General features: G+C 68.9%; 23 protein-coding genes, 1 tRNA gene and 2 pseudogenes. 14 read left to right on the top strand and 12 right to left on the bottom strand.

The window, feature by feature from the left end; all coding sequences use genetic code 11:
- Positions 1 to 75 precede the first annotated feature (75 nt).
- Both ACK4TH_RS05210 and ACK4TH_RS05205 read left to right on the top strand, forming a co-directional pair.
- A complete protein-coding gene (locus ACK4TH_RS05210; protein ID WP_409623670.1) occupies positions 76 to 1143 on the top strand; it encodes a quinone-dependent dihydroorotate dehydrogenase in 1068 nt (355 codons plus the stop codon).
- Complete coding sequence (locus ACK4TH_RS05205) at positions 1140 to 1766, top strand: LysE family translocator (RefSeq protein WP_409623562.1); 627 nt, start codon at positions 1140 to 1142, stop codon at positions 1764 to 1766. Before ACK4TH_RS05210 ends, ACK4TH_RS05205 begins: the two co-directional genes overlap by 4 nt.
- On the opposite strand, the gene ACK4TH_RS05200 is transcribed toward ACK4TH_RS05205, so the two are convergent.
- From ACK4TH_RS05200 to ACK4TH_RS05180, 5 genes are read right to left on the bottom strand one after another with little or no spacing between them, the layout of a single operon-like run.
- Positions 1763 to 2689 carry a universal stress protein gene (locus ACK4TH_RS05200; RefSeq protein ID WP_409623560.1) on the bottom strand — a complete coding sequence of 309 codons (927 nt, stop codon included), beginning with the start codon at positions 2687 to 2689 and terminating at the stop codon, positions 1763 to 1765. The two genes, ACK4TH_RS05205 and ACK4TH_RS05200, sit on opposite strands and share 4 nt — an antisense overlap.
- A complete protein-coding gene (locus ACK4TH_RS05195; protein ID WP_409623558.1) occupies positions 2686 to 4359 on the bottom strand; it encodes a cation:proton antiporter in 1674 nt (557 codons plus the stop codon). Before ACK4TH_RS05195 ends, ACK4TH_RS05200 begins: the two co-directional genes overlap by 4 nt.
- Before the next feature lie 52 nt (positions 4360 to 4411).
- Entirely contained in the window at positions 4412 to 5548 is a 1137-nt protein-coding gene (locus ACK4TH_RS05190) for an NAD(P)/FAD-dependent oxidoreductase (RefSeq protein ID WP_409623556.1), read from the bottom strand.
- A gap of 4 nt (positions 5549 to 5552) precedes the next feature.
- Entirely contained in the window at positions 5553 to 6080 is a 528-nt protein-coding gene (locus ACK4TH_RS05185) for a disulfide bond formation protein B (RefSeq protein WP_409623554.1), read from the bottom strand.
- Positions 6070 to 6849 (bottom strand): ferredoxin--NADP reductase, encoded by a 780-nt coding sequence (locus tag ACK4TH_RS05180; RefSeq protein ID WP_409623552.1) that lies wholly within the window; start codon positions 6847 to 6849, stop codon positions 6070 to 6072. Before ACK4TH_RS05180 ends, ACK4TH_RS05185 begins: the two co-directional genes overlap by 11 nt.
- 262 nt (positions 6850 to 7111) lie before the next feature.
- On the opposite strand from ACK4TH_RS05180, the gene ACK4TH_RS05175 reads away from it, so the two are divergent.
- Both ACK4TH_RS05175 and mnmC read left to right on the top strand, forming a co-directional pair.
- Positions 7112 to 7387: an oxidative damage protection protein gene (locus ACK4TH_RS05175; protein WP_068609475.1), complete on the top strand. Its 276-nt coding sequence runs from the start codon at positions 7112 to 7114 to the stop codon at positions 7385 to 7387.
- Position 7388: 1 nt separating this feature from the next.
- Complete coding sequence (gene mnmC / locus ACK4TH_RS05170) at positions 7389 to 9383, top strand: FAD-dependent 5-carboxymethylaminomethyl-2-thiouridine(34) oxidoreductase MnmC (RefSeq protein ID WP_409623549.1); 1995 nt, start codon at positions 7389 to 7391, stop codon at positions 9381 to 9383.
- Between the two features lies 1 nt (position 9384).
- Here the strand turns inward: mnmC and ACK4TH_RS05165 are convergent, their stop codons facing one another.
- Positions 9385 to 11364 carry a PHA/PHB synthase family protein gene (locus ACK4TH_RS05165; protein ID WP_409623547.1) on the bottom strand — a complete coding sequence of 660 codons (1980 nt, stop codon included), beginning with the start codon at positions 11362 to 11364 and terminating at the stop codon, positions 9385 to 9387.
- A gap of 189 nt (positions 11365 to 11553) precedes the next feature.
- Here ACK4TH_RS05165 and fdxA point away from each other — a divergent pair, with 189 nt between their 5' ends.
- On the top strand, positions 11554 to 11883 hold the full coding sequence (fdxA, locus tag ACK4TH_RS05160; RefSeq protein WP_068609472.1) for a ferredoxin FdxA: 330 nt from the start codon (positions 11554 to 11556) through the stop codon (positions 11881 to 11883).
- 40 nt (positions 11884 to 11923) lie between these two features.
- Positions 11924 to 12988 (top strand): NAD(P)/FAD-dependent oxidoreductase, encoded by a 1065-nt coding sequence (locus ACK4TH_RS05155; protein WP_409623545.1) that lies wholly within the window; start codon positions 11924 to 11926, stop codon positions 12986 to 12988.
- Here ACK4TH_RS05155 and thiD read toward each other — a convergent pair whose 3' ends face one another.
- Positions 12989 to 13852, bottom strand: coding sequence for a bifunctional hydroxymethylpyrimidine kinase/phosphomethylpyrimidine kinase (gene thiD / locus ACK4TH_RS05150; RefSeq protein WP_409623543.1), 864 nt, complete (start codon positions 13850 to 13852; stop codon positions 12989 to 12991). It abuts the gene before it with no gap.
- Between the two features lie 81 nt (positions 13853 to 13933).
- Here thiD and ACK4TH_RS05145 point away from each other — a divergent pair, with 81 nt between their 5' ends.
- The 5 genes from ACK4TH_RS05145 to ACK4TH_RS05125 all read left to right on the top strand — a co-directional run bounded on the left by ACK4TH_RS05145 (position 13934) and on the right by ACK4TH_RS05125 (position 17147).
- Entirely contained in the window at positions 13934 to 15076 is a 1143-nt protein-coding gene (locus ACK4TH_RS05145; protein ID WP_409623541.1) for an FAD-dependent oxidoreductase, read from the top strand.
- The gene (thiS, locus tag ACK4TH_RS05140; protein ID WP_409623539.1) at positions 15073 to 15282 is read left to right on the top strand and encodes a sulfur carrier protein ThiS; all 210 of its coding nucleotides are present in this window, start codon (positions 15073 to 15075) and stop codon (positions 15280 to 15282) included. Before ACK4TH_RS05145 ends, thiS begins: the two co-directional genes overlap by 4 nt.
- A gap of 6 nt (positions 15283 to 15288) precedes the next feature.
- Positions 15289 to 16107, top strand: a complete 819-nt coding sequence (locus tag ACK4TH_RS05135) for a thiazole synthase (RefSeq protein WP_409623537.1) — start codon at positions 15289 to 15291, stop codon at positions 16105 to 16107.
- A gap of 8 nt (positions 16108 to 16115) precedes the next feature.
- Entirely contained in the window at positions 16116 to 17060 is a 945-nt protein-coding gene (locus ACK4TH_RS05130) for a thiamine phosphate synthase (RefSeq protein WP_409623535.1), read from the top strand.
- Between the two features lie 11 nt (positions 17061 to 17071).
- A tRNA-Asn gene (locus ACK4TH_RS05125) sits at positions 17072 to 17147 on the top strand.
- A 448-nt stretch (positions 17148 to 17595) separates the two neighbouring features.
- On the opposite strand, the gene ACK4TH_RS05120 is transcribed toward ACK4TH_RS05125, so the two are convergent.
- Positions 17596 to 17850, bottom strand: coding sequence for a DUF86 domain-containing protein (locus ACK4TH_RS05120; RefSeq protein WP_409623533.1), 255 nt, complete (start codon positions 17848 to 17850; stop codon positions 17596 to 17598).
- A 170-nt stretch (positions 17851 to 18020) separates the two neighbouring features.
- Here ACK4TH_RS05120 and ACK4TH_RS05115 point away from each other — a divergent pair.
- Positions 18021 to 19021 (top strand): annotated as a pseudogene (locus ACK4TH_RS05115) (IS481 family transposase); the annotation flags it as partial.
- Here the strand turns inward: ACK4TH_RS05115 and ACK4TH_RS05110 are convergent.
- A pseudogene (locus tag ACK4TH_RS05110) lies at positions 19022 to 19951 on the bottom strand (Rieske 2Fe-2S domain-containing protein); the annotation flags it as partial.
- A gap of 146 nt (positions 19952 to 20097) precedes the next feature.
- On the opposite strand from ACK4TH_RS05110, the gene ACK4TH_RS05105 reads away from it, so the two are divergent.
- Both ACK4TH_RS05105 and ACK4TH_RS05100 read left to right on the top strand, forming a co-directional pair.
- Positions 20098 to 20676 carry a LexA family protein gene (locus ACK4TH_RS05105; RefSeq protein ID WP_409623531.1) on the top strand — a complete coding sequence of 193 codons (579 nt, stop codon included), beginning with the start codon at positions 20098 to 20100 and terminating at the stop codon, positions 20674 to 20676.
- A gap of 28 nt (positions 20677 to 20704) precedes the next feature.
- Positions 20705 to 20839 carry a hypothetical protein gene (locus ACK4TH_RS05100; RefSeq protein ID WP_409623529.1) on the top strand — a complete coding sequence of 45 codons (135 nt, stop codon included), beginning with the start codon at positions 20705 to 20707 and terminating at the stop codon, positions 20837 to 20839.
- A 29-nt stretch (positions 20840 to 20868) separates the two neighbouring features.
- On the opposite strand, the gene bktB is transcribed toward ACK4TH_RS05100, so the two are convergent.
- The 3 genes from bktB to ACK4TH_RS05085 form a co-directional block, all read right to left on the bottom strand.
- Positions 20869 to 22053, bottom strand: a complete 1185-nt coding sequence (bktB, locus tag ACK4TH_RS05095; RefSeq protein WP_409623527.1) for a beta-ketothiolase BktB — start codon at positions 22051 to 22053, stop codon at positions 20869 to 20871.
- Between the two features lie 61 nt (positions 22054 to 22114).
- Positions 22115 to 23533, bottom strand: coding sequence for a replicative DNA helicase (gene dnaB / locus ACK4TH_RS05090; RefSeq protein WP_409623525.1), 1419 nt, complete (start codon positions 23531 to 23533; stop codon positions 22115 to 22117).
- A gap of 59 nt (positions 23534 to 23592) precedes the next feature.
- Positions 23593 to 23925 carry an EAL domain-containing protein gene (locus ACK4TH_RS05085; protein ID WP_409623523.1) on the bottom strand — a complete coding sequence of 111 codons (333 nt, stop codon included), beginning with the start codon at positions 23923 to 23925 and terminating at the stop codon, positions 23593 to 23595.
- Positions 23926 to 24054: the final 129 nt, after the last annotated feature.

The following is a 24054-nucleotide window of genomic DNA, read 5'->3' as shown; positions in this document are numbered from 1 at the left end:
CGGAGGTTCGGGATGCGACAATCGGTCACCATTCGGCACCATGCCGACGACCGATACGACGACCGCGATTATCCGATGGCCTGGATCCCCTACGCGCCGGCCCGCGCGCTTTTGTTCCGGCTCGATGCCGAAGACGCGCATGATCTGACCTTGCGCACCCTGGAGCGCTTGCAGCGCTCCCCCCTGCTGGCCCTGGTGGCCCAACCCCGGATCGACGATCCGGTCACGCTGGCCGGCCTGCACTTCCCCAACCGGGTGGGGCTGGCCGCGGGGCTGGACAAAAACGCTCGCTGCATCGACGCCTGGGCGGCGATGGGTTTTGGCTTCGTCGAGGTGGGCACCGTCACCCCCCGGCCGCAACCCGGCAACCCCCGCCCGCGGCTGTTTCGCTTACCGCAGGCCGAGGCGCTGATCAACCGCTTCGGTTTCAACAACGACGGGCTGGAGGCCTTCATTCGCAACGTCAACCAGTCGCACGTCCGCCAGGGCCGTGCCGGCGCCCGCCCCCTGGTGCTGGGCCTCAACATCGGCAAGAACGCCAGCACCCCCATCGAACGCGCGACGGATGACTACCTGATCGGCCTGGAGGGGGTGTACATCCATGCCGACTACATCGCGGTCAACATCTCCAGCCCCAACACGCAAAACCTGCGCCAGCTCCAGGGCGACGCGGCGCTGGATGGCCTGCTGCAGGCTCTGGCGCGACGGCGTGCGGACCTGGCCGATCGGCTGGGCGTGCGGCGGCCCATCTTCGTCAAAATCGCCCCCGATCTGGATGACGGGCAGATCGCCGTCATTGCCGACGCCCTGCTGCGCCACGGCATGGATGGCGTCATCGCCACCAACACCACCCTGGCACGCGACGCGGTTCAAGGCCTGCCCCACGCGCAGGAGGCCGGTGGCCTCTCCGGCCGACCGGTGGCGCGCGGCAGCAACCGCGTCATCGCAGCGCTGCGCCAGCGCCTCGGGGCCGGCTTTCCGATCATCGGGGTCGGCGGGGTGATGGACGAAGCCTGCGCGCGCGACAAGCTTGCGGCGGGGGCCGATCTGGTCCAGCTCTACACGGGGCTGATTTACCGCGGACCGGACCTGGTGCCGACGGTGGCGCGGGCGCTGCGCGACAGCCGGGAGGCGGCGCGATGATCGACACCCCCGTGGCTCTGGCTTTCTTCGGCGCGGCGGTACTGCTGGCGCTCAGTCCCGGGCCGGACAATCTGTTTGTGCTGATGCAATCGGCCACCCACGGGCGGCGTACCGGTTTGCTCGTCACCTTGGGGCTGTGCACGGGGCTCTTGGGGCACACCGCGGCGGTTGCACTGGGACTGGCAGCCGTGCTGGCGGCCTCGCCCTGGGCCTTCTGGGCCCTCAAGCTGCTGGGGGCGGCCTATCTGCTGTACCTGGCCTGGGGGGCCTGGTGGGCACCCACCGGACCCATCGATACGGCCCGGGTGCCGGCGCTGCGCCCGCTCGCGGCGTACGGACGGGGCATCGTGATGAACCTGACCAACCCCAAGGTCGCGCTGTTTTTCCTGGCCTTTCTGCCCCAGTTTGCCGATCCCGCACGAGGCCCGGTGGGGTGGCAGATCCTGCAGTTGGGCGGGCTGTTCATGGTGGCGACGCTGCTGACCTTCGGGTCGTTTGCGGTTTTTGCAGGCTGGATCGGCGGGGCACTGCGGCGTTCCGCGCGAGCGCAGCGGGCGCTCAACCGGGCGGCCGCCGTCGTCTTCGCGGGGCTGGCGGCGCGCCTGGCCTTTGCCACACGCTAGTCCGACGCGCGGCCCGGCGAGACCAGGATGTCGCAGGGCGCTTCGGACAGCACATGCTCCGTGACGCTGCCCAGCAGCAGTTCCTCCGCGGCGCTCAAGCCGTGCTTGCCGATGACGATCAGGTCGCACGCCCGACGGGCGGCCTGTTGCACGATGCCCGGCGCCGCATCGCCCTCGTGCAGCGTGGCGTGGTAGCGCGAGGGCGGCCAGCCCCGCTGTCGCGCCAGTTCGTGCAGGCGAGCGGCGGCGCGCTCGCGCGTCTTTTCCCGATACAGGGCGATCATGTCGTCGTCCACGCCGGCAAACCGCAGCTTTTCTTCGAACGGCACGGTATAGGCGTGCAGCATCTCGACCGCGGCATGGGGCGCGAGCGCATCGGCCAGCGCCAGGGCCGGTGCCGACCAGGGCGAAAAGTCCACGGGCACCAGCGCGCACCGGTAGCCGTGTTGCACCGGCTGGCGCACCACGAGCAAGGGATAGGTGGCCTTGCGCAACAAACGCTCGGCCGTGGTGCCCAGCAACAGGCGCTGCAATCGCCCGCGCCCATGCGCGCCCACGACCACCCAGCGCGCGGCGCAGCGCAGCGCCGTCTCGCCGATCGCCTGCACCGGATGCCCCTGCGCAAACACTGGGTGGACGGGCCAGCCCTGCTCGTCCTGTAACCGGCGCGCCGTGGCCTGCAACGTGGCCTGCGCATCGGCCACGATGCGATCCGACGGCCGCTCGGCCCCCAGCCATTCCTGCAAGGCGGCCATCCAGTCGTTCGGCAGGACGTGCAGCAAGACCAGCGGCACGCCATGCTCGCGGGCCAAGTGGGCAGCCCGTTGTTCGGCCAGCCGCGCGCCGTCGGAAAAATCGGTTGCCACCAGCACGCCACCCGCGGGCGGGTCGGCCGGGGGGCGGCAGCCATCGTCGATCGTCATGGGTTTGCTCCGGAAGCTGGCGGCACCGTCAGCACGCCGACCAGGTGTTCGGCTGCGTGCACGGCGGCGTCGCGAAAGGGCAGATAGATGTGCTGCACGTCCAGGCGCTGCAGCTCTTGCAGCGCCGCTTCGTCGCGCGCGGTCACGGCAATCGGGCCCGCGTAGCCCGCGCCGCGCAGGGCGTGCACCAGCGCGCGGGTGGACGACACCAGCGGCAGGGTCACCACCACCCAGCGCGTGTCGTGCAGGGGCAGGGATTCGACGAAGTCCGGATTCTCGCCATCGCCGTAATGGACGGGCAGGCGCTCCCGCTTGAGCTCGCGCACGGCCTCGGGATCGTGGTCGATGCCCACCGCCGCCACCCCCTGGCGGCGCAGCTCGCGCAGCAGCCGGCTGCCGTAGCGCCCCAGGCCAAAGACCAGCACCGCCGACTCGTCGCTGCGCGGCGGGTGGCGGTCGACGGCCAGTTCCCGGTGTGGGCGCTGCCGCTCGAACACCCCCAGCCACGGAGCCAACCGTTCGTACAGCGGCTGGGAGTACAGGATCATGTAGGTGGACAGGGTGATGGTGATCAACCCCACCAGCGTCGTCAGCCCCAGCGCCTGCACATTCACATGGCCCAGGCTGATGCCCATGGCCACGAAGACGATGGAAAACTCGCTGATCTGCGCCACCGTCAGCCCGGCCAGAAACCCGGTGCGCTTGCGGTAGCCCATGTAGCCCATGATGGCCATCACGATCAGCGGGTTGCCAATGAGCACGAACACCGCCAGCACCAGCGCAGGCCACAGCTCCTGCCCCAGGGTGGACAGGTCCAGCTCCGCCCCCAGGTGGATGAAAAAGAACAGCAGCAAAAAGTCCCGCACCCCGCCCAGCCGGGCATTGATCGCCTCGCGGAAATGCGTGGACGCCAGCGTAAAGCCCGCGACGAAGGCACCGGCCTCCATCGAAAAACCGGCCCACGCCCCCAGCGCCGCCAGCCCCACCCCCCAGGCCAGCGCAAAGACCAGCAGCAACTCTTGCGAGCGCGCCATCAGCGCCACCACGCGCGGCAGCACCCAGCGCATCAGCACCGCGACGACGAGCACCGCCAACACGATCCGCCCAGCCAGCGAGCCGGCGACCGCCCAGCCGCTGGCCGTCGCCCCCGCCTCGGGCGCGCGCAGCGCGCTCATCGCCATCATCGCCAACACCACGGCCAAGTCCTGCACGATCAGAAAACCCACGGCGATCCGCCCGTGCAGCGAATCCAGCTCCCGCTTGTCGGTCAGCAGCTTGACGATGATGATGGTGCTGGAAAACGTCAACGCCACGGCCACGTACAACGCGGTCATCACGTCCTTGCCCAGCGCCAGAATCAGCACGAAGCCGCCTGCGATGGTGAAGGCCAATTGCCCCAGCCCCGTGGCGAGCGCCACCGGCCCGATGTGGCGCACATGGTGCAGGTCGAGCTTGAGGCCGACGATGAACAGCAGCACCGTCACCCCGATTTGCGCCAGCAGCGCCACCTGATCGTGGGCCTTGACCCAACCCAGGCCGGCCGGACCGAGCGCGATGCCCACCACGATGTAGGCGATCAACACCGGCTGGCGCAGCCGCACGAACAGCGCGCCGGCGGCGGCCGCGACCAGCAGCAAAATGGCAAACTCGGCAAAGGGCGAGACGGTCATGTTGAGGCGATTCTGCCTCGCCCCGGGCGTTCCCGCCCGGGTTTGATCCGGATCAAGAAGCGGCCAAAGCGTCCACGACGCGCTCGCCCACCGCCAGCGCGCTCGTCAACCCTGGCGACTCGAAGCCCAGCAGATGCACCAGTCCTGCCCAGCCGTGCTCGCGCGGGCCATCCAGCCGGAAATCCGGCGCCGGCTCGCCGGGCCCGTGGATCTTGGGACGCACACCGCTGTAGGCCGGCTGCAGTGCACCGTCGGGCAAGGCCGGCCAGTAGCGGCGGATGGCGCCGTAGAACGCCGACGCCCGTTGCGCATCGACGGCGTAGTCCAGTCCGTCCGGCGACGCGGCATCCACCCACTCGAGGTCGGGACCAAAGCGCGCCTGCCCACCCAAATCGAGCGTCAGGTGCACGCCCAACCAAGCGTCCTGCGGCGCAGGGTAGATCAGGCAACCGAACGGTGAACGCCCGATCAGCGCGAAATAACTGCCCTTGGCATAGCGGGGCTGCGGCCAGCGCTCGGGATCCGGCCCCTGGATGACACGCGCCACATGGCAGGCCCATAGCCCCGCCGCATTGACCAGCGCGTCGGCCAGCAACGCGAAGGGCTCGCCCTCGCGCGTTACGCCGCGCACCCGCCAGCCGCCTTGGCCCTGGGCGCCAATCGGCTCGGCCGAGGTGAGCACCGAACCCAGCGCGACGCTGCCTCCAGCGGCCTCCAGATCGCCCTGCAGCGCCACCATCAGGCCGTGGCTGTCCACGATGCCCGTGCTGGGCGACCACAGCGCGGCATGGCAGCGCAAGGCGGGCTCGCGCTCCAGCGCCTCGGCGGCGGACAGCCACGACAGGGGCACGCCATTGGCCTGCGCGCGCGCCGCCAGCGCCTCCAGCGCATCCGTTTGCTCGGGTTCGGTCGCGACGATCAGCTTGCCGCACGGGCGGTGGCCGATGTGCCGCTCGGCCACATAGTCGTACAACAAGGCTTTGCCGCGCACGCATAACTGCGCCTTGAGCGATCCGGGCGCGTAGTACAGGCCGGCGTGGATGACCTCGCTGTTGCGGGCGCTCACACCGGTGCCGATGGCCGTTTCACGCTCCAGCACCACCACGTCGCGCCCCGCACGGGCCAGCGCACGGGCGACCGCCAAGCCGATCACCCCCGCCCCGACGACCAGCGCCCCCACCCGTTCCATCGCGTCAGCGGTGGCAGCTCCACCGCAGCCAGCCCAGCAGGGCCGCGGCCATGGCCACGAAGTTCAGAAACGACCAGTTCGCGATCGTCAGGCCCAAAAAGGTCCAGTCGATGGCCGTGCAGTCCCCGCTGCCGCGAAAGATCATGGGGATGGCCCGCTTGAGGGGGAAGGACTCGATCATGCCAAACAAATCCCGCCCGCAGGTCAGGATTTCGGGTGGATACCACTGCAGCCACGACTGGCGCGCAGCCACCGCCGCCCCCGCCAGCGCCAGCACGAGCGCCAGCCACGCCAGCACGCGCCGCAGCCCGGGGCCCGCCGCGGCCGCGACCGCCGTAGCCAGCGCCACCAGAATCAGCGCATAGCGCTGGACGATGCACATCGGGCACGGCTCCAGCCCGACCACGTGCTGCAGGTACAGGCCATAGCCGAGCAAGCCGCCGCACCACAGCGCCAGGCCCGCCAGCACCGCGCGCGGCGACGCGGCCACCCAGCCGGCCCAGCCGCCGCGGCCCGAGGCCTCAGTTGGCATCGGCAAACGCCCTCTCGATCACGAACTGCCCGGGCGTGCTCGTGTTGCCCTCGACGAAACCCAGGCGTTCGCACATGGCCTTGAGGTCGCGCAGCATGGCGGGGCTGCCGCAGATCATGACGCGGTCGGTCTCGGGGTTGAGCTGCGGCAGGCCCAGTTCGCGCGCCATTTGGCCGCTTTGCACCAGATCCGGAATACGGCCCTGACGCTCGAAGGGCTCGCGGGTGACGGTGGGGTAGTACAGCATCTGTCGGCTCACGTACTCACCGAGGAATTCGTGTCGCGGAAGTTCCTGCGTCAGGTAGTCACGGTAAGCCAGCTCGGCCACCTGCCGCACGCCGTGCACCAGCACGACCTTCTCGAAGCGCTCGTAGGTGGCCGGATCGCGCACGATGCTCAGGAACGGCGCCAACCCCGTGCCGGTGCCAAACAGGTACAGGTTCTTGCCGGGCAACAGGTAATCGATGACCAGCGTGCCCGTGGGCTTGTGGCCGACGATCACCGTGTCGCCGGGCTGAATGTGCTGCAGCCGGCTGGTCAGCGGGCCATCGGGCACCTTGATGCTCAGAAACTCCAGATGCTCCTCGTAATTGGCGCTGACGATGCTGTAGGCGCGCAATAGCGGTTTGCCGTTTTCCAACCGCAAACCGATCATGGTGAACTGGCCGTTGAGGAACCGCAACCCCGGGTTGCGCGTGGTCGTGAAACTGAACAGCCGGTCGGTCCAGTGGTGGACGGACAGGACGCGTTCTTCGTCGAATGCACTCATGATCAGGTGATGGAAAATCGCGATGGCCCAGCATAGCCGCCCGCAGGGCTGGCGGGCTTGACCTGACTCAACCCCCGGCGCCTTCGGGGAACGGACAACTGGGTTACAGTCCGGGCCCAACGACATCGATGGGGACCTTTGGGGGCCGACGGTTGCCCGCCGGGCAAAACCCGCATCGTATCAAACCCCTTATGCCATTTCCGCGGCATATTTATCACCACGGGGCATGAGGCCGATCTTTTCTGCGCAGGAGCACGACACCATGGCACGCACCGTTCGCTGCATCAAACTCGGCGTCGAAGCCGAAGGGCTCGACTTCCCCCCCTACCCGGGCGAGCTGGGCAAGCGCATCTGGGAAAACGTCAGCAAGCAGGCGTGGCAGGACTGGCTGCGCCACCAGACCATGCTCGTCAACGAAAACCGCCTGAACCTGGCCGACGCGCGCGCACGCCAATACCTGGCGCGGCAGATGGAAAAGCACTTCTTTGGCGAAGGCGCGGACGTCGCCGCCGGCTACGTGCCCCCGACGCAGGGGTAACATGGCTGACGTCGTGGTCGAGTGGCTGCCGGACGGCACGCCGCGCAGCCCCCGCTTCGACGACATCTACCGCAGCCGTGGCGCCGACGGTCAGGGCGGCCTGGCGCAGGCGCGCCATGTGTTTTTGGGGGGCTGCGGCCTGCTGCCCGATGACGGGCAGTCTCCGGCCTGGGCCGGTGCGGCGCGCTGGCATGTGCTGGAAAACGGATTTGGGCTGGGGCTGAACTTTCTGGCGACCTGGCACGCCTGGCGGGCCGATGCGTCGGCCCCGCCCACGCTGTGCTACACCGCCACCGAAGCCCACCCCGCCACCGCTGATGACCTGCGCCGCAGCGCGGCTCCGTTTGCCGAACTTCAACCTCTGGCCGCCGCACTGGCCGAGCGCTGGATGGGGCTGCTGCCGGGCGTGCACCGCTGGACCTGGGAATGGCCCGCCGACAGCGGTGATGGCCCCGGCCGGCGCCTGCTGTTGACCCTGTGTGTGGGAGATGCGGCACGCTGGCTGCCCACGCTGGACGTGGCGGTGGACAGCGTGTTTCTGGACGGCTTCGATCCGGCCGCCAATCCCGACATGTGGTCGCCCGAGGTCCTGCGTGCGGTCGCGCGCTTGTGCCGACCGGGTACGCGGCTGGGCACCTGGACGGTGGCGCGTGCGGTCCGCGACGGGCTGACACAGGCGGGTTTTCGAGTCGAGAAGGCTGCGGGCCTGCCCCCCAAGCGGCACTGCCTGCGGGCGGTGTTCGCGCCGAGCTGGACACCCCGGTCCGCCTTGCGGTCTGCGAGCGGCCCAACCGGGGCGGCGGGGAAGACTCCCCTGCAACGTCACGCCGTCGTGATCGGTGCCGGTCTGGCGGGCTCGGCGGCGGCCTGGAGCCTGGCGGCGCGGGGCTGGCGCGTGACGGTGCTGGACGCAGCCGACACCCCCGCCAACGGCGCATCGGGCTTGCCCGTGGGGTTGGTCGCCCCGCATGTATCGCCCGACGATGCGCCGCTGTCGCGCCTGACCCGGGCAGGCCTGGCCAGCACCTTGGAACGGGCCCGGGCGCTGTTGACGTTGGGCGCAGACTGGGGCCCCAGCGGCGTGTTCGAGCACCGCGTCGAGGGCAAACGCGCTCTGCCCGACGCCGCAGCCTGGCGCGAACACGGCCAGGCGTGGAGTCAGCCTGCCGCCCCCGCGCGCACGGTGCGCGCCGGCCTGCCAGCGGACACGCCCGCCTTGTGGCATCCGCAAGCGGCGTGGCTGCGTCCGGCCCGGCTGGTGGCTGCCCAACTGGCCCGCCCCGGCGTGCACTTCGCCGGCGGGGTACGTGCCGCCGGTCTGCGCCGCACGGCGGATGACGCCGAATGGATGGTGATCGATGACGCGGGCCGACCGGTGGCCCAGGCCCCCGTCGTCGTGGTGTGCGCGGGCTTCGACAGCGTGTCGCTGCTGCCGGGCACCGACCGACCGTCACTGCCCCTGCATGCTCTGCGCGGACAGGTGACTTGGGGTGCCATGGCCGCCCTGCCGCCATCGGTGGCGGACGCCCTGCCGCCGTTTCCCGTCAATGGGCATGGGTCGCTGATAGCGGGTGTGCCCGGGCCCGATGGACAGCCGCTGTGGTGCATGGGCTCCACCTTCGTGCGCGGCAGCACGGATCGCTCCGTCCTCGCCGCAGACCATGCCGCCAATCTGGACAAGCTGCGTCGTTTGCTGCCCCCGGCGGCCGAGGCGCTGTCCTGCCACTGGCCCCAGGCCCACGGCTGGGCCGGCGTGCGCTGCACGCTGCCGGACCGCTTCCCGGCCGTCGGGGCGGTGGACCCCGATCGGCTGCCCGGCCTGTGCGTGCTGACGGGGCTGGGCGCGCGCGGGCTGACGCTGTCGGTGCTGGGCGGCGAGGTGCTGGCCGCCGAGCTGCACGGCGAGCCTTGGCCCGTGGAGCGCCCATTGGCGCAGGCCCTGCTGGCCCGGCGCTTCGTCAGCCCGCGCGCGCGAGGCAGCGCGGGCGGGGGCTGATTCAGTCGCCGTAGCGCACCATCACGTAGCGCCCCGGGGCCGGCCCGAGCGCCGGATCCTGCGGCGGCTGGCGCGCCGGCACCTCCTGCCCGCTGCCGTGCTGCTTGAGCCACGCCGACCACGACGGCCACCAGCTGCCCTCCCGCCGCGGCGCCTCGGCCAGCCACTCGTCCGGCGTGCGCCACGGGTGATCCGCCGGCGTCGTCAGCAGGTGGTGGTAGCGCCCGCGGTGCCCCGGTTCCGACACGATACCGGCGTTGTGCCCGCCGTTGGTCAGCGCAAAGGTCACGTCGGCCGAGACCAGGTGGTGGATCTTGTACACCGAGCGCCACGGCGCCACGTGGTCCTTGACGGTCCCGACCGCGAACACCGGCACGCGGATGTCGCGCAGCGCGATCGGCTGCCCCTCGAACTGCAAGCGCCCTTCGGCCAGGTCGTTGTCGAGGTAGCAGCTGCGCAGGTACTTGCTGTGCATCACCGCTGGCAGGCGCGTCACGTCGGCGTTCCAGGCCATCAGGTCGTTGCCGACCTCGTCCTCTCCGAGCAGCCAGCGCCGCGTCTGGCTGGACCAGACCAGCTCGCGCGAGTGCAGGAACTGGAACGACCCGGCCATCTGCTGCCCGGTCAGGTAGCCGCGCGCGGCCATCATGTCCTCCAGCAGGCGCACCTGCGCCTCGTCGATCAGGATGCCGAGCTCGCCGGGCTCCTTGAAGTCGGTTTCGGCGGCCAGCAGCGTCAGGCTCGCCAGCACGGCCTCCTCCGCGGCGCCTGGCGCGCGCTGGCAACCCAGCCGCGCATCACCGCCGCCCAGCGCCGCCGCGGCGATGGCGGCGAACGTCCCGCCGAGGCAATAGCCCATCAGGTGCACCGGGGCGCCGGTGGCGCAGCGCACGTGGTCCAGCGCCGCCAGCACCCCATCGCGCACGTAGTCGTCCATCGCCAGCAGCGCGTCGCCTTCGTCCGGGTTCTTCCACGAGACGATGTAGACTGTGTGGCCCTGCGCGACCAGCCAGCGCACCAGCGAGTTGTGCGGCGACAGGTCGAGGATGTAGTACTTCATGATGCACGACGGGATCACGAGCACCGGCTCGCGCTGCACCGTCGGCGTCGTCGGCGCATACTGGATCAACTCGATCAGCGCGTTGCGCAGCACCACCTGCCCCGGCGTGGTGGCCAGCCCCCGGCCGGGGGCGAGCTCCGGGTCGAAGCGCCGCGGCGGCGGCTGCAGCCCGAGGCGCCACTGCACGTCCTCCACCATGCGGCCCCAGCCCTTGAGGAGCGACTGGCCACCCGTCTCCCAGGCGCGCTGCAGCGCCTGCGGGTTGGTCCACAGCACGTTGCTCGGCGCCCAGGCGTCCAGCCACTGGCGGCCGTAGAAGCGCATCTGCTCGCGGCTGTGCGGCTGCATGCCGCGCAGCGCCGCCGCCTGCTGCCACCACAGCTCCAGCGCCTTGCCGGCGCCGGCCAGCGCCCACCACGGCCAGCGCTGCCATGCCGGGTCGGCGTAGCGCGCGTCCTCGCGCAGCGCGCGCGCCAGCGGCGAGGGATCGTCCGACCGCGCGCCATCGTCGCCGGGACCGCCCTGAGTACCACTTCCCCCATCCACCCCGCCGCCATTCGCGACGGCGTGCCCAGACGCACTTGGCACACGAGACTCCCCGGGTGGCAACACGGCCGTCGCCGTATCCATCCAAGCGCGCCACGCATCCTGCCACCACGCCTGGCCGAGTTCGGTCGCCTGTCGCGCCAAACGCCGTTGGGACCCTGGCGAACTCAGCACATGCAGCGCCCAGTCCGTTGCCGCCAAGGCCAGGGAAATGGGTGACAGGCCGCTCCACAATTGGGCCATCAGCACCGACGCTTGTTGATCCATGGCCTCGGCGGCATCCGCCTGCCGGCGGTGGGACTCGGCTGGCGCAGGCGAAGGACCGCTGTCGAGACCGGTGGGAGGTGACGAATGGCGGCGGGGCTGGTCGGTCATGGGCAAGGCCTCTGGAGCAAGCGACGCACGAACAGCGTGCGCCGAGACAATAACCGCTTTGCCCGTCGGCGTGCTGACCCAGATCAACCAGCCTCGCGCCCCGAGCGCCTACAATGCGCCCTCTGCCGAGACCCGACGCGCGGCCCGCGCCGCGTTGGGGCGCTTGCCGCCCCCGAAAGACCCTGCGCCATGACACACGTTGTTACCGAAGCCTGCATCGCCTGCAAGTACACCGACTGTGTGGACGTCTGCCCCGTGGACTGCTTCCGCGAGGGCCCCAACTTCCTGACCATCGACCCCGACGAGTGCATCGACTGCGCGGTCTGCATTCCGGAGTGCCCGGTCGGCGCGATCTACGCCGAAGAGGACGTGCCGCGCGACCAGCAGCACATGATCGCCCTCAACGCCGAGCTGGCCAAACTGCCGACCTGGAAGAGCATCACCAAGCGCAAAGCGCCGCTGCCCGAAGCCGAGCAGTACAAGGACAAGACCGGCAAGCTGCCGTTGCTCAAGCGCTGATCGGCCGATCACGAGGGCGGCGCGTGCCGCCCCGACCGCCATGACGTCCGCCTCCCCCATCCGTACCGATGCCGTCGTGATCGGCGCTGGACCGGTTGGGCTCTACCAAGCCTTCCAGCTGGGCCTGCACGAGCTGGGCGTGCACGTGGTGGAGGGGCTGCCCCATGCCGGGGGGCAATGCGCCGAGCTCTATCCCGGCAAGCCCATTTACGATCTGCCGGGCATCCCCGCCTGCAGCGGGCAGGAGCTGACGCAGCGGCTGCTGCAGCAGTTGGCGCCGTTGCGCATCCCCCTGCATCTGGGGCAGATCGTGACGTCGCTGCAGCGGTTGGCGTCCGGCGGGGCCGCACCTTCTCCGCGGTTTCGACTGGAAACGGACGGCGGCCTGGTCTTCGAATGCGTCGCACTCGTCATTGCCGCGGGCGTGGGCGCTTTTCTGCCGCGCAAGGCGCCGGTACAGGGGCTAGAGGCTTGGGAGGGCCGCCAGGTGCACTACCGCGATCCCCCTCCCGACGTCTGGGTAGGTCAGCGCATCGTCGTCATGGGCGGGAGCGAATCCGCCGCGGCACTGGCGCTGCGACTGGCCGACGGCGGGGCGGCCGATGTCACGCTGCTGCACCGCAACGACCGATTCGCCATCGACGCCGAACTGGATGAACGGCTGCAGTCCGCCATCGGCGCCGGCTGGGTGCGCCTCTGCATGGGCCAGCCGGTGGGGGCCATCGCCGCCGCCGACGGCCGTCTGGATGCGCTGGAGATCGCCACCGCCGATGACCGTCGGCTCACGCTGCCGCTCGACCTGTTCTTGCCCCGGCTGGGGCTCAATCCGCGCCTCGGACCGATCGCCGACTGGGGGCTGGCGCTGGAACGCAAGCACCTGGTCGTGGACACCGAGGGCTATCGCACCTCGGAGCCGGGCATCCATGCGGTGGGCGATGTCAACACCTATCCCGGCAAGCGCAAGCTCATCGTGTGCGGCTTTCACGAGGCGACCCTGGCCGCGTTCGCCATCGCCCAATGGCTGCGCCCGCAGGAGCGGGTCGTTCTCGAATACACCACCACCAGCACCCGGCTGCAGCGGCTGCTGGGCGTCGGACCGGACTGATCAGTCGAGCAGCCGCATCGGCACCGGCGCATAGCCGTGGTTCAGCGGCCCGCTGCCCTGGCCGGTACGCACATGGGCGCCGGCGGCAATCGCTCCCCGCACCCAGCCCTGGGCGGACTGCACCGCCTCCTCCAGCGTCTGGCCGATGGCAAGGAACGAAGCGATGGCCGACGACAGGGTGCATCCCGTGCCGTGCACGTTGTCGCTGACGATGCGCTCACCACTGAGGCGGATCCAGTACGCCGGCGGCTCGCCTCGAATGGCCAGCAGGTCGGTGACCACATCCCCGGGCAAGTGCCCCCCCTTGAGCAGCACGGCCGCCGCGCCGCGCTGCAGCAGATCGGCGGCGGCGGCTTCCAACTCATCCGCCTGCATGATTGGACGGCCCAGCAACAACGCGGCCTCGTCCAGATTGGGGGTCACCACGGTGGCGCGCGGGAACAGCTCGCACACCAGCCGCTCGATGGTCGCATCCTCGATCAAGGTGTCGCCGCTGGTGGCCACCATCACCGGGTCCAGCACCACATTGGGCAGGTGGTAGGTGTCGATGGCCCAGGCCACGGCCTCGACGATGTCCGGCGCATGCAGCATGCCGATCTTGACGGCGTCCACGCCGATGTCCTCCACCACCGCGGCGATCTGCTCTTTCAAAAACGACGCCGGCACCCCTTGAATGGCCCGCACCCCCAGGGTGTTTTGGGCCGTCAGTGCCGTGATCGCCGTCATGCCGTAGCAACCCAGGGCTGCGATGGTCTTCAAATCGGCCTGGATGCCGGCACCACCACCGGAATCGCTGCCGGCGATGGACAACACCCGGGGATAGCGGGAGCGGTGCGGGTGGGCAAGATCGTTCAGGTGCGACATGTGTGACATTATCCGCCGCCCGTGCATGGACGTGGGGCCTGCGGGCCCGGCGCGGGTTTTCCCTGGGGTACCATCCAGGGCATGCGCTCCCGCGAACCCGTCCTGATCCTCGGCGCCGGCCTGATGGGTCGGCTGCTCGCCCTCACGCTGGCGCGGGCCGGTCACCCGGTCCACATCGTTGATCCGGCGCCCGACGCCACGCAGGCCGGGGGTGCCGCCCGTGTAGCAGCCGCCATGCTGGCGCCGCTCGCCGAATCGGCCGTGACCGAACCCAACGTCGTTGTCATGGGACGCTACGCACTGCCCCGTTGGCAGGCGCTGTGCGAGGGGCTGGCACAGCCGGTGTACTTTCAACGAAACGGCACGCTCGTTCTGTGGCACCGCCAGGATGCGCAAGAGGCCGTCCGCTTCGAGGGCCTGCTGCGCCACACCACCGCACGTCTGCCCGATCTGCCCGCCCCGCGCGCGCTGGACGCGCAAGGCGTCGCCGAGCTGGAGCCGGCCGTGGCCGGGCGCTTTCAGCGCGGTCTGTACCTGCCGGACGAAGGCCAGCTCGACAACCGCCAGCTGCTCGACGCGCTGCTGACCACGCTGGCCGCACTGGGCGTCGCGGTGCAGTGGGGTACCGCCATGACGCTGGAGCAGGCCCTGGGCTGGCAACGCGACCACTCCGGCGGCTGGGTACTGGACTGCCGCGGCCTGGGCGCGCGCGAGGACTGGCCCACGCCAACCGCTGCGGGCAGCGGCCCGCTGCGCGGGGTGCGTGGCGAGGTCGCTCGCCTGCATGCCCCGGACGTCTCCCTGTTGCGTCCCACCCGGCTGCTGCATCCGCGCTACCCCATCTATATCGCCCCCAAGCCGGGCCATCTGTTCGTCATCGGCGCCACCCAAATCGAGTCCGACGACCTGTCCCCGGCCAGCGTGCGCTCCACGCTCGAGTTGCTCAGCGCCGCTTACGCCGTCCACCCCGGCTTTGCCGAGGCCCGCGTGCTGGAGCTGTGTGCCCAATGCCGCCCCACCCTGCCGGACAATCTGCCCGCCGTGGTCGAGCGCGCGCCACGCGTGCTGCAGATCAACGGGCTGTACCGCCACGGGTTCATGATCTCGCCCGCGGTACACGACGCCGTCATCGAGTATCTGCAGAACGGCCGCACCGACTTGGCGCAGCGCCTGGGCCTGACATTCGTCCGAGCCGAGGCCGACGCCCCCGTCCGCACACCATGAAGATTTGGATCAACGCGCAACCCGTGGAACTGCCCGACGGCGCCAGCGTCGCCGATGCGGTGGCCCGCGTCAACGATGGCCAGGCCCCCCAAGCGCCGTTTGCCGTGGCCGTCAACCTGCAGTTCGTGCCGCGCGCACAATACGCCCTCACGCCGCTGAGCGATGGCGACCGCGTCGAAGTCATCGCCCCCATCACTGGCGGCTGACCCACCATGACCGCACCCTCCACCCCAGCGTCCCCTCCGTCTGATCCGCTCATCCTGTACGGCCAAGCCTTTGGCAGCCGTCTGATGCTGGGCACCGCGCGCTACCCGTCGCCCGCCGTGCTCGAGCAGGCCGTCCTGCGCGCCTCGCCCTGCATGCTGACTGCATCGCTGCGCCGCCAAGGGGCGCTCGGCCTCGATGCCTCGCACGGCTTTTGGACCCTGCTGCAGCGCCTGGGCGTGCCGGTGCTGCCCAACACCGCTGGCTGCCACAGCGTGCAGGAGGCTGTCACCACCGCCGAAATGGCGCGCGAGGTGTTCGGCACCGAGTGGATCAAACTCGAGCTGATCGGCGACGACTACACGCTGCAGCCCGACACGCTGCAACTGCCCGTGGCGGCCGACCTGCTGATCCAGCGCGGCTTCAAGGTGCTGCCTTACTGCACCGACGACCTGGTGCTGTGCCAGCGTCTGCTCGACGTCGGCTGTCAGGCCGTCATGCCGTGGGCGGCCCCGATTGGCACCGGACTGGGCCCCGTCAACCCGCACGCCCTGCGGACCCTGCGCGAACGTCTGGACGTGCCGCTGATCGTGGACGCGGGGCTGGGCTTGCCGTCCCACGCCTGCCAGGTCATGGAGTGGGGCTTCGACGCCGTGCTGCTCAACACCGCCGTGGCGTTGGCGCAGGACCCGGTCGCCATGGCAGGTGCCTTTGCGGATGCGGTCGCAGCAGGGCGCGCGGCCCATCTGGCAGGGGCAATGGCACCGCAAGCATCGGCACAGCCGAGCACCCCGGTGCTTGGCACCCCCTTCTGGCACCAAGGCTGACACTCCCCATGGTCCCCGCCGTCCTCGACGCCCCCCTGTCCGCAGTGGACGCCATCGTTCAGCACCACCGTGCGCTGCGGATCGAGCGCGATGCCGACCCCACCGCCACCCCTGCCGATGGCACCGTAGAGTCTGTGGCCTACGCCGCAGCGCGTCGCCTCGGCTTCGTGGACGGGGATGCGCGATGCGTGGCGCAGGCCTGGGCCCGGCGCAGCGCCCACCGCCCGTTCGACCCCGCGGACTGGCCGGATGACCCCGCGGATTTCGGGTTCGACCTGCCCGCAGCCCGCTTTGCCCCCTGCCCGCATCGGCTCGGGCTGTATGCCGTGCTGCCGGATGCGACATGGGTCGCCCGCATGGCGCGTGCCGGGGTACCCACCCTGCAACTGCGCTTCAAACACCCCGATCCCGAACGCATCGCCCACGAAGTGCGCGCCGCCGTCGCCGCCGTGCGCGGCACGCCCGCGCGACTGTTCATCAACGACCACTGGCGGGACGCCATCGACGCCGGAGCCTATGGCGTCCACCTGGGGCAAGAGGATCTGGACTCCTTGACAGCGGGCGATCTGGCCCGCCTGCGCGACAGTGGGCTGCGCTTGGGGCTCAGCACCCACGGCTACGCCGAAATGGCGCGTGCGTGGCGCGTGGGGCCCAGCTACGTGGCGCTGGGGGCCGTGTTCCCCACCACGCTCAAAGTCATGCCCACTGCCCCGCAGGGGCCGCAACGGCTGGCGCATTACGCCCGCTTGACGCGCGAGGTGCCCACGGTCGCCATCGGCGGCATCGGCCTGACCGAGTTGCCCGCCATCGCAGCCAGCGGGGTGGGGGCGTTCGCCGTGGTGCGGGCCATCACCGGCGCGGACGACCCCGAGTCGTCAGCGGCCACCCTGATGCGCACCTGGGCCCACCTGCACGCCGGCGCGCCGGAGCAAAGGGCCGGCGAAGGGTTATAATGAACGTCTGTTCCCCGATAGCTCAGTCGGTAGAGCGCCGGACTGTTAATCCGTAGGTCCCTGGTTCGAGCCCAGGTCGGGGAGCCAGCACAACCAACGCGGCCTGCACCAATTCGCAGGCCGTTTTGTTTTGCAACAGCCAGTTTTGCGCTATCTTGGCTGCAGTGTCCCACGGCGGTCGAGCCGCTGGTGCCGTCGGGGCTAGGCTTGGCTGCCTCGGCTGGCGTGGACTAGTGAGCTGGGCAGCGTGCAAGCGTCCCTCGTCCAGTGTGTCGAGGGCCTTCGCGCCGTTGTTGCGAGCGATCGCCAGATGCAGCGCGTCGCCCGCCGGGCACTTGGCAAAAAAGGCTATCCGGATTAGGCTGTGTTTGAAAGCTCACAGCCGTCCGGATTCCAGTAGCTCGATCAGTGTGTTTATTTCGGCCCCGTAGTTCTTTGGTGGCCCTGGCGGTTCGTGTGGGTGCTCGCCCTTCGTCGTTGCGCTCATGGCTCGCACCCATAATCGGCGTCGTCATTTGGCAGATTCTCTACAAGCTCACGCACCTGCTAATACAGGCCCGGAAGATCGCCGGCGGATCGACCTCCAGACGATCTCAAAGTCCACCTTGAAGTAGCCATGTGCGACAGCATTTCGCATCTGGTATGCGAACGACAACGGCAACTCAGGATGGTCAGCCGCAAAGTCTGGGTAGTGCTTTTCGATGTTATTGCTGGCCTCGCCGATGATCTCAAAGTTGCGGATCACGGCATCCTGCACCAACTGGTTGTTCAAGAAACTCAGTTCGTCCATGTCCTCGGTGTAGCGGTCGATACGCTCAATGGCTTCAAGGATATGTGTCGTATCCCGGATGATCACATAATACCCAGCCGCCGTGGATACCTGCTGGCACGCAGCATCTTGCAAGAGCTGCTGCGAGGCGCGGGAGTCGGCGGCAAGGTCTCATCCGAAGGAGTGCGATCATGATCGTGCGACTGCACAAGTTGGCGCGCACCACCCCGGCGATCCGCGCTGCAGAATTGCCGCCAGCGACGAGTCGATCCAGACGCTGGCCCAGCGCTACGGTGTGTCGCCCATGACCGTCTTCAAGTGGAAGCACCGCACGAGCTTCGAAGACCGGCCGCACACGCCGCATCGGCTGCCGACCACCTTGACAGCGGCGCAGGAGATCATCGCGGTGCAACTGCGCAAGACCTTGCTGCTGTCGCTGGACGATCTGCTGGCGGTCATGCGCGAGTTCGTCAACCCAGATGTCTCGCGCTCTGGCCTGGATCGCTGCCTGCGCCGCCACGGGGTGAGCAACCTGCGGGCGCTGCAGCCGCAGACGCGCAAGGCCACGCACGCCCCCTTTGCTGCCTACGAGCCGGGCTACGTGCACATCGACGTCAAGTACCTGCCCCAGATGGCCGATGAGGATCGGCGTCGCTACCTGTTCGTGGCCATCGACCGCGCCACGCGCTGGGTGTTCATCCAGCTCAAGAGCGCCAAGAGCGCACGCGCCGCGCGCGCCTTTCTGGCCGCCCTGGCCAAGGCCTGCCCGGTGCGCATCCGCACGATCCTCACCGAAAACGAGCCGAAGGCGACGTTTCTGCGCAGCAACAACGGCAAGGAATTCACCGACCGCTTCGTCACCACGGGTGAGCGTACGCCCACGGGGCAGCACGCCTTCGATGAGCTGTGCGCTGCGCTGGGCATCGAACATCGGCTTACCCGTACACGGCGGCCGCAGACCAACGGCATGGTGGAGCGCTTCAACGCTCGTATCGAAGAGGTGCTGCGCAGCCATCACTTCCTCAGTGGCCAGGACCTGGAGCAAACCCTCTTGCGCTACGCTTGGCTCTACAACCACCATCTGCCTCAGACTGCCCTCGATGCCCGCACGCCCATGCAGGCCATGAAGGACTGGTATCGGCGAAGATCGGATTTGTTCCAAAAGCGACCCCATAATCATCCGGGACATGACATCCACCGGCTTGTCAAAGCTGGTGAAAAACGCATACCAGTAGGTGCGCGTGTCGTCCACCGGCACATGCATCTGGGTGATGGTGAGCGTCTCGGACAGCGGGATGACGAAGGTGTGCGGAAAAACGTCGTGCGTCACCCGAACATGGGTGAGCGCCTCGGTCATCGGCCGCAGCGTGGTGATCTGAAAGCCCCACGGGCGCAGCTCGAAGCGGATGTCGGGCCGGTGGAACTCGCGCATGATGCGCGTCATGGGCCAGCGCTGGCCGTCGGCCTCACCCAGACTGGCGCTGCGGAACTGCTTGCCCGCCGCGTTGTCCCCGATGGCCTCCAGAGGCGCATCGTTCAAGAAGCGGTGCAGAAACGACGTGTGCGCCGGATCGATACCCACCTCGAAGGCCTGCAGCCAGTTGCAGTGCCACAAGCCCTTGAAGGCGAAGACGTGGGTGTCGGGCGCCACCCAGCAGTCCAGCCGCGGCAGCGGTGGCGGCGTGCGCCCCTCCTCCCCCAGCCACGCAAACAGCACCCCGCCGCGCTCGACGACCGGGTAACTGCGCTGTCGCACCCGGTCGCACAGCGTGCTGCCCAGCGGCTCTGCCGGCGTCTCCAGACAGCGGCCGGTGGCGTCGAATTTCCAGCCATGAAAGGGGCAGCGCACGCCATCCCCCTCGTGCCGGGCAAAGGCCAAGTCGGCGTTGCGGTGCGGGCAGTCCCGGTCCAGCAGACCCCAGCGACCCTGGCCGTCGCGAAACAGGATCATGTCCTGCCCCAGCACGCGCACAGCCTTCAGCGGGCGCTCGGCCATGCGGGGATCGAGGGCGGGGTCGAACTCCTCCGCCAACGCCACCGGCTGCCAGTAGCGGCGCAACAGCACCCCGCAGGGCGTTCCTGGCCCGATACGGGTCAGACGCTCGTTTTGCTCGGCCTTCATGGGCAATGCGCCTCCTGCACACGCGACATGGCAGATATAGCGCGTTCTTCCCACCCTGTCCATGGCCGATGGCGCGTGCCGTTGACAGCCACCGCCGATTCACTCACAATGGTGAACGTTCATTCACTCCCGTACCGGTTTTTACCATGTCGGACGATCAACACCTCAACGCCCTACGGGTGTACTGGAAGGCGCACAAGGCCTTTCCCTCCATGGCGCGGCTGGCCGACGTGCTCGGGCTGTCGTCGTCAGGCGGCGTGTTCAAGGTGATCGGCCGACTGGTGGACGCCGGCTACCTGGAGCGGGTGGATGGCCGCATCGCCCCGACACGCCAGTTTTTCGCGTTGCCGGTGCTCGGCCAGGTTCGGGCCGGGCTGCCACAGCCGGAAGACCAATCCGCCGGCCTGGAGAGCGTGGGGGTGGAGGACTATTTGATTCGCCACCCGGAACGCACGGTGTTCTGCCGCGTCCGGGGCGACTCCATGAAGGACGCGGGCATGCTCGACGGCGACATGCTGGTGGTCGAGCGCAACCGCCCCACCAAGGCCGGCGACATCGTGGTGGCGGTGGTGGACAACGAGCTGACCGTCAAATACCTGTACCCGCTCAAGGGCGCCGCGGGCTGGGTGCTCAAACCCGCCAACCCGGACTATCCCGACATCATCGCGCACCAGTCGCTCGAGGTGCTGGGGGTGGTGGTCGGGGTGTTCCGGCGCCGCGACTGACCCCTACCCCAGACGGAGACGATGCGACATGAGCCTCAAAGCCTGGATCCGCAAGCTCACCGGCAAAGGGGGCGCGCTCAACCGCGCCACCTCGGCCCGTGACGTGTGCCGCCTCAACGCCATTGCGATGGCGTCCCGGGTGTCGGTGTATGAAATCGACTGACGCCCGGGATCGGGGCGGTGGGTGCGGCCTCAGACCCGCTCGAAAATCGCGGCGATGCCTTGTCCACCGCCGATGCACATGGTCACGAGGGCATAGCGGCCGTTGATGCGCTGCAGTTCATGCAAAGCTTTGACGGTGATGAGCGCGCCGGTCGCCCCGATGGGGTGGCCCAACGAGATGCCGGAACCGTTGGGGTTGACCTTGGCCGGATCCAGCCCCAGATCCCGCGTGACGGCACAGGCCTGGGCGGCAAAGGCTTCGTTGGCCTCGATGACGTCCAGATCGTTGACGCTCAGGCCCGCCTTTTGCAGCGCCAGGCGCGACGCCGGCACCGGGCCGATGCCCATGTATTTGGGGTCCACCCCGGCATGCGCGTAGGTCACCAGCCGCGCCATGGGCTTGAGGCCGCGTGCCTGCGCCGTGCGGGCGTCCATGAGCAGCACGGCCGCCGCCGCATCGTTGATGCCGGAAGCGTTGCCGGCGGTCACCGTGCCGTTTTCCTTCAAGAACACCGGTTTGAGCTTGGCCAGCTCTTCCATCGTCGCGTTGGGACGGAAGTGCTCATCGGTCGCGTAGGCCACCTCGCCCTTGCGGGTCTTGATCGTCACGGGGACGATCTGGTCCTTGAAGTACCCCGCCTCGGTCGCCCGCTGGGCGCGTTGGTGGCTTTCCAGCGCCAGGCGGTCCTGGTCTTCTCGCGTGATGCCCCATTTGGCGGCGATATTCTCCGCCGTCACACCCATGTGGATGGCGTGGAACGGGTCGTGCAGCGCACCGACCATCATGTCCACCAGCTTGGTGTCCCCCATGCGGGCACCCCAGCGCGTGTTCAGGCTGGCAAACGGAGCGCGGCTCATGTTCTCGGCGCCGCCGCCAATGGCGATGTCGCAGTCGCCCAGCAGAATCGATTGGGCCGCCGATACGATGGCCTGCAGGCCCGAGCCGCACAGGCGGTTGACGTTGAACGCAGGCGTGCCCTCGGCGCAGCCGCCCTGGAGGGCCGCCACGCGGGACAGATACATGTCTTTCGGCTCGGTGTTGACGACGTGACCAAAGACGACGTGGCCGACGTCCTGCCCCGGCGTCTGGGCACGGGCCAGGGCCTCGCGCACCACGATGGCGCCCAGTTCAGTGGGGGGCACGTCTTTCAGGCTGCCGCCAAAGGTGCCGATGGCGGTGCGCACGGCGCTGACGACGACGACTTCACGGGTCATGACGGGGTCTCCGATGGATCAAAACAGGGGGCGATACGCCGCCGGGCATCATAGCGTTGCATCAGTAGTCGCTGTGGTAGCCGGCCAGGTTCTCGAAGCGGGTCAACGCGTTGAGGAACGCGAGCTTGACGGTGCCCGTGGGGCCGTTGCGCTGCTTGCCGATGATGATTTCGGCCACGCCCGGCTCCTTGCACTGGTCCTTGGTGTAGTACTCGTCGCGGTAGATGAACATGATGATGTCCGCGTCCTGCTCGATCGCGCCCGATTCGCGCAGATCGGACATCATCGGCCGCTTGTCGGTGCGCTGCTCCACCCCGCGGTTGAGCTGCGACAGCGCGATGACCGGGCACTGCAGCTCCTTGGCCAGCATCTTCAGACCGCGCGAGATTTCGCCCAACTCGGTCGCGCGGTTTTCGCCGTCGCTGTTGGTGCCGCTCATGAGCTGCAGATAGTCCACCACGATCAACCCGAGCTTGCCGCACTGGCGCGCCAAGCGCCGGGCGTTGGCGCGCAGCTCGGACGGTGTCAGGCCCGGCGTCTCGTCGATGTAGAGCGAGATGTTGCGCAGCTTCTCGATCGCTTCGGTCAGGCGCGGCCATTCATCGGGCGTGAGCTTGCCGGTGCGCAGATGGCCCTGGTTGATGCGGCCGATGGAGCCCACCACGCGCACCGCGAGCTGCGCGGCCCCCATTTCCATCGAAAACACCGCCACCGGCAGCCCCTCGTTGAGCGCGACGTGCTCGGCGATGTTGATCGCGAAGGCGGTCTTGCCCATGCTCGGGCGCGCCGCGATGATGATCAGGTCGCCTGGCTGCAGACCGGCGGTCATGCGGTCCAGGTCGATGAAGCCGGTGGGCACCCCGGTGATGTCGTTGGGGTTGTCGGCCATCTCCTGCACGCGGTCGAGCAGTTCCACCACCAGCTTGTCCATCGACTGGAAGCCCTGCTTCATGCGGCTGCCTTCCTCGCCGATCGACAGGATCTTCTGCTCCGCCTCGTCCAGGATGGTCGCCACCGCCTTGCCGCGCGGCGCAAACGCCTGCGAGGCGATGTCGTCGCTGGCGGCAATGAGCTTGCGCAGGATGGCACGCTCGCGCACGATCTCGGCGTAGCGGCGGATATTGGCCGCGCTGGGCACGAACTGCGCCAGCTGGTTCAGATACGCCAATCCCCCCACGTCGTCGGCTCGGCCCAGGCTGGCCAGGTGTTCGTAGACCGTGATGACGTCGGCCGGCTTGTTGGCATTGATCAGGGCCGCGATCGACTCGAACACCCGCTGGTGCTCGGGGCGGTAAAAGTCGGTTTCGGTCACCAGATCCGCCACACGGTCCCAGGCCCCGTTGTCCAGCAGCAGGCCGCCCAGAACGCTGGACTCGGCCTCCAGCGAGTGCGGCGGCACGCGCAACTGGGTGAGCTGCGGATCGTCGTAGCGGGGTACGACCGGATCGGTCGGCAGGGGGTAAGACAGTTCGTCGCTCATCGGTCCGGATTGTGGCAGCACGCCGCCGGGCGCGAGCAGGGGTGGCCCCGGCGATACCGTCAGCGGGGCACGGCATCGCCCGACGGTGACACACCCAGGCGTTCGAGGAAGGCGCGCGGATCGTGCGCGGCGACGAAGGCCTCGAAGGCGTCGGCCGGCAAGGCGGGGCTGACCAGCCAGCCCTGCAAATGGTCGCAACCCGCCTGCGCCAAAAAGCGCGCCTGCTCCCACGTCTCCACCCCCTCGGCCAGGGTCTGCATGCCCAGCGCCTGCGCCAACTGGACGATGGCGCGGATGATGGCCTCGTCGTCCGGGTCCCGCCCGATGTCGGTGACGAAGGAGCGATCGATCTTGAGTTTGTAAAAACCCAGCTTTTTCAGGGGCGGTGTCAAGCACCAAGTGCAACGGTGGAATCACTGAAGGGAGTGGCTGGCTTGGGTGACTTTCTCCAGCATGGCCTGGTAGACGGCGATCGGAGGGTAGAAGCCGTGGATGGCGCGCGGGCGGTTGTTGAGCCGGTC

The organism is Tepidimonas sp., from assembly GCF_046292505.1.
GTDB lineage: Bacteria > Pseudomonadota > Gammaproteobacteria > Burkholderiales > Burkholderiaceae_C > Tepidimonas.
This window is presented reverse-complemented; position numbering and strand designations above follow the sequence as displayed.

Excerpts from the sequence above, each read along its gene's own strand:
- ACK4TH_RS05210 (WP_409623670.1), top strand. The coding sequence starts at position 76 with ATGGCCTGGATCCCCTACGCGCCGGCCCGCGCGCTTTTGTTCCGGCTC.
- ACK4TH_RS05205 (WP_409623562.1), top strand. The coding sequence starts at position 1,140 with ATGATCGACACCCCCGTGGCTCTGGCTTTCTTCGGCGCGGCGGTACTG.
- ACK4TH_RS05200 (WP_409623560.1), bottom strand. The coding sequence starts at position 2,689 with ATGACGATCGACGATGGCTGCCGCCCCCCGGCCGACCCGCCCGCGGGT.
- ACK4TH_RS05195 (WP_409623558.1), bottom strand. The coding sequence starts at position 4,359 with ATGACCGTCTCGCCCTTTGCCGAGTTTGCCATTTTGCTGCTGGTCGCG.
- ACK4TH_RS05190 (WP_409623556.1), bottom strand. The coding sequence starts at position 5,548 with ATGGAACGGGTGGGGGCGCTGGTCGTCGGGGCGGGGGTGATCGGCTTG.
- ACK4TH_RS05185 (WP_409623554.1), bottom strand. The coding sequence starts at position 6,080 with ATGCCAACTGAGGCCTCGGGCCGCGGCGGCTGGGCCGGCTGGGTGGCC.
- ACK4TH_RS05180 (WP_409623552.1), bottom strand. The coding sequence starts at position 6,849 with ATGAGTGCATTCGACGAAGAACGCGTCCTGTCCGTCCACCACTGGACC.
- ACK4TH_RS05175 (WP_068609475.1), top strand. The coding sequence starts at position 7,112 with ATGGCACGCACCGTTCGCTGCATCAAACTCGGCGTCGAAGCCGAAGGG.
- mnmC (WP_409623549.1), top strand. The coding sequence starts at position 7,389 with ATGGCTGACGTCGTGGTCGAGTGGCTGCCGGACGGCACGCCGCGCAGC.
- ACK4TH_RS05165 (WP_409623547.1), bottom strand. The coding sequence starts at position 11,364 with ATGACCGACCAGCCCCGCCGCCATTCGTCACCTCCCACCGGTCTCGAC.
- fdxA (WP_068609472.1), top strand. The coding sequence starts at position 11,554 with ATGACACACGTTGTTACCGAAGCCTGCATCGCCTGCAAGTACACCGAC.
- ACK4TH_RS05155 (WP_409623545.1), top strand. The coding sequence starts at position 11,924 with ATGACGTCCGCCTCCCCCATCCGTACCGATGCCGTCGTGATCGGCGCT.
- thiD (WP_409623543.1), bottom strand. The coding sequence starts at position 13,852 with ATGTCGCACCTGAACGATCTTGCCCACCCGCACCGCTCCCGCTATCCC.
- ACK4TH_RS05145 (WP_409623541.1), top strand. The coding sequence starts at position 13,934 with ATGCGCTCCCGCGAACCCGTCCTGATCCTCGGCGCCGGCCTGATGGGT.
- thiS (WP_409623539.1), top strand. The coding sequence starts at position 15,073 with ATGAAGATTTGGATCAACGCGCAACCCGTGGAACTGCCCGACGGCGCC.
- ACK4TH_RS05135 (WP_409623537.1), top strand. The coding sequence starts at position 15,289 with ATGACCGCACCCTCCACCCCAGCGTCCCCTCCGTCTGATCCGCTCATC.
- ACK4TH_RS05130 (WP_409623535.1), top strand. The coding sequence starts at position 16,116 with ATGGTCCCCGCCGTCCTCGACGCCCCCCTGTCCGCAGTGGACGCCATC.
- ACK4TH_RS05120 (WP_409623533.1), bottom strand. The coding sequence starts at position 17,850 with ATGGACGAACTGAGTTTCTTGAACAACCAGTTGGTGCAGGATGCCGTG.
- ACK4TH_RS05105 (WP_409623531.1), top strand. The coding sequence starts at position 20,098 with ATGTCGGACGATCAACACCTCAACGCCCTACGGGTGTACTGGAAGGCG.
- ACK4TH_RS05100 (WP_409623529.1), top strand. The coding sequence starts at position 20,705 with ATGAGCCTCAAAGCCTGGATCCGCAAGCTCACCGGCAAAGGGGGCGCG.
- bktB (WP_409623527.1), bottom strand. The coding sequence starts at position 22,053 with ATGACCCGTGAAGTCGTCGTCGTCAGCGCCGTGCGCACCGCCATCGGC.
- dnaB (WP_409623525.1), bottom strand. The coding sequence starts at position 23,533 with ATGAGCGACGAACTGTCTTACCCCCTGCCGACCGATCCGGTCGTACCC.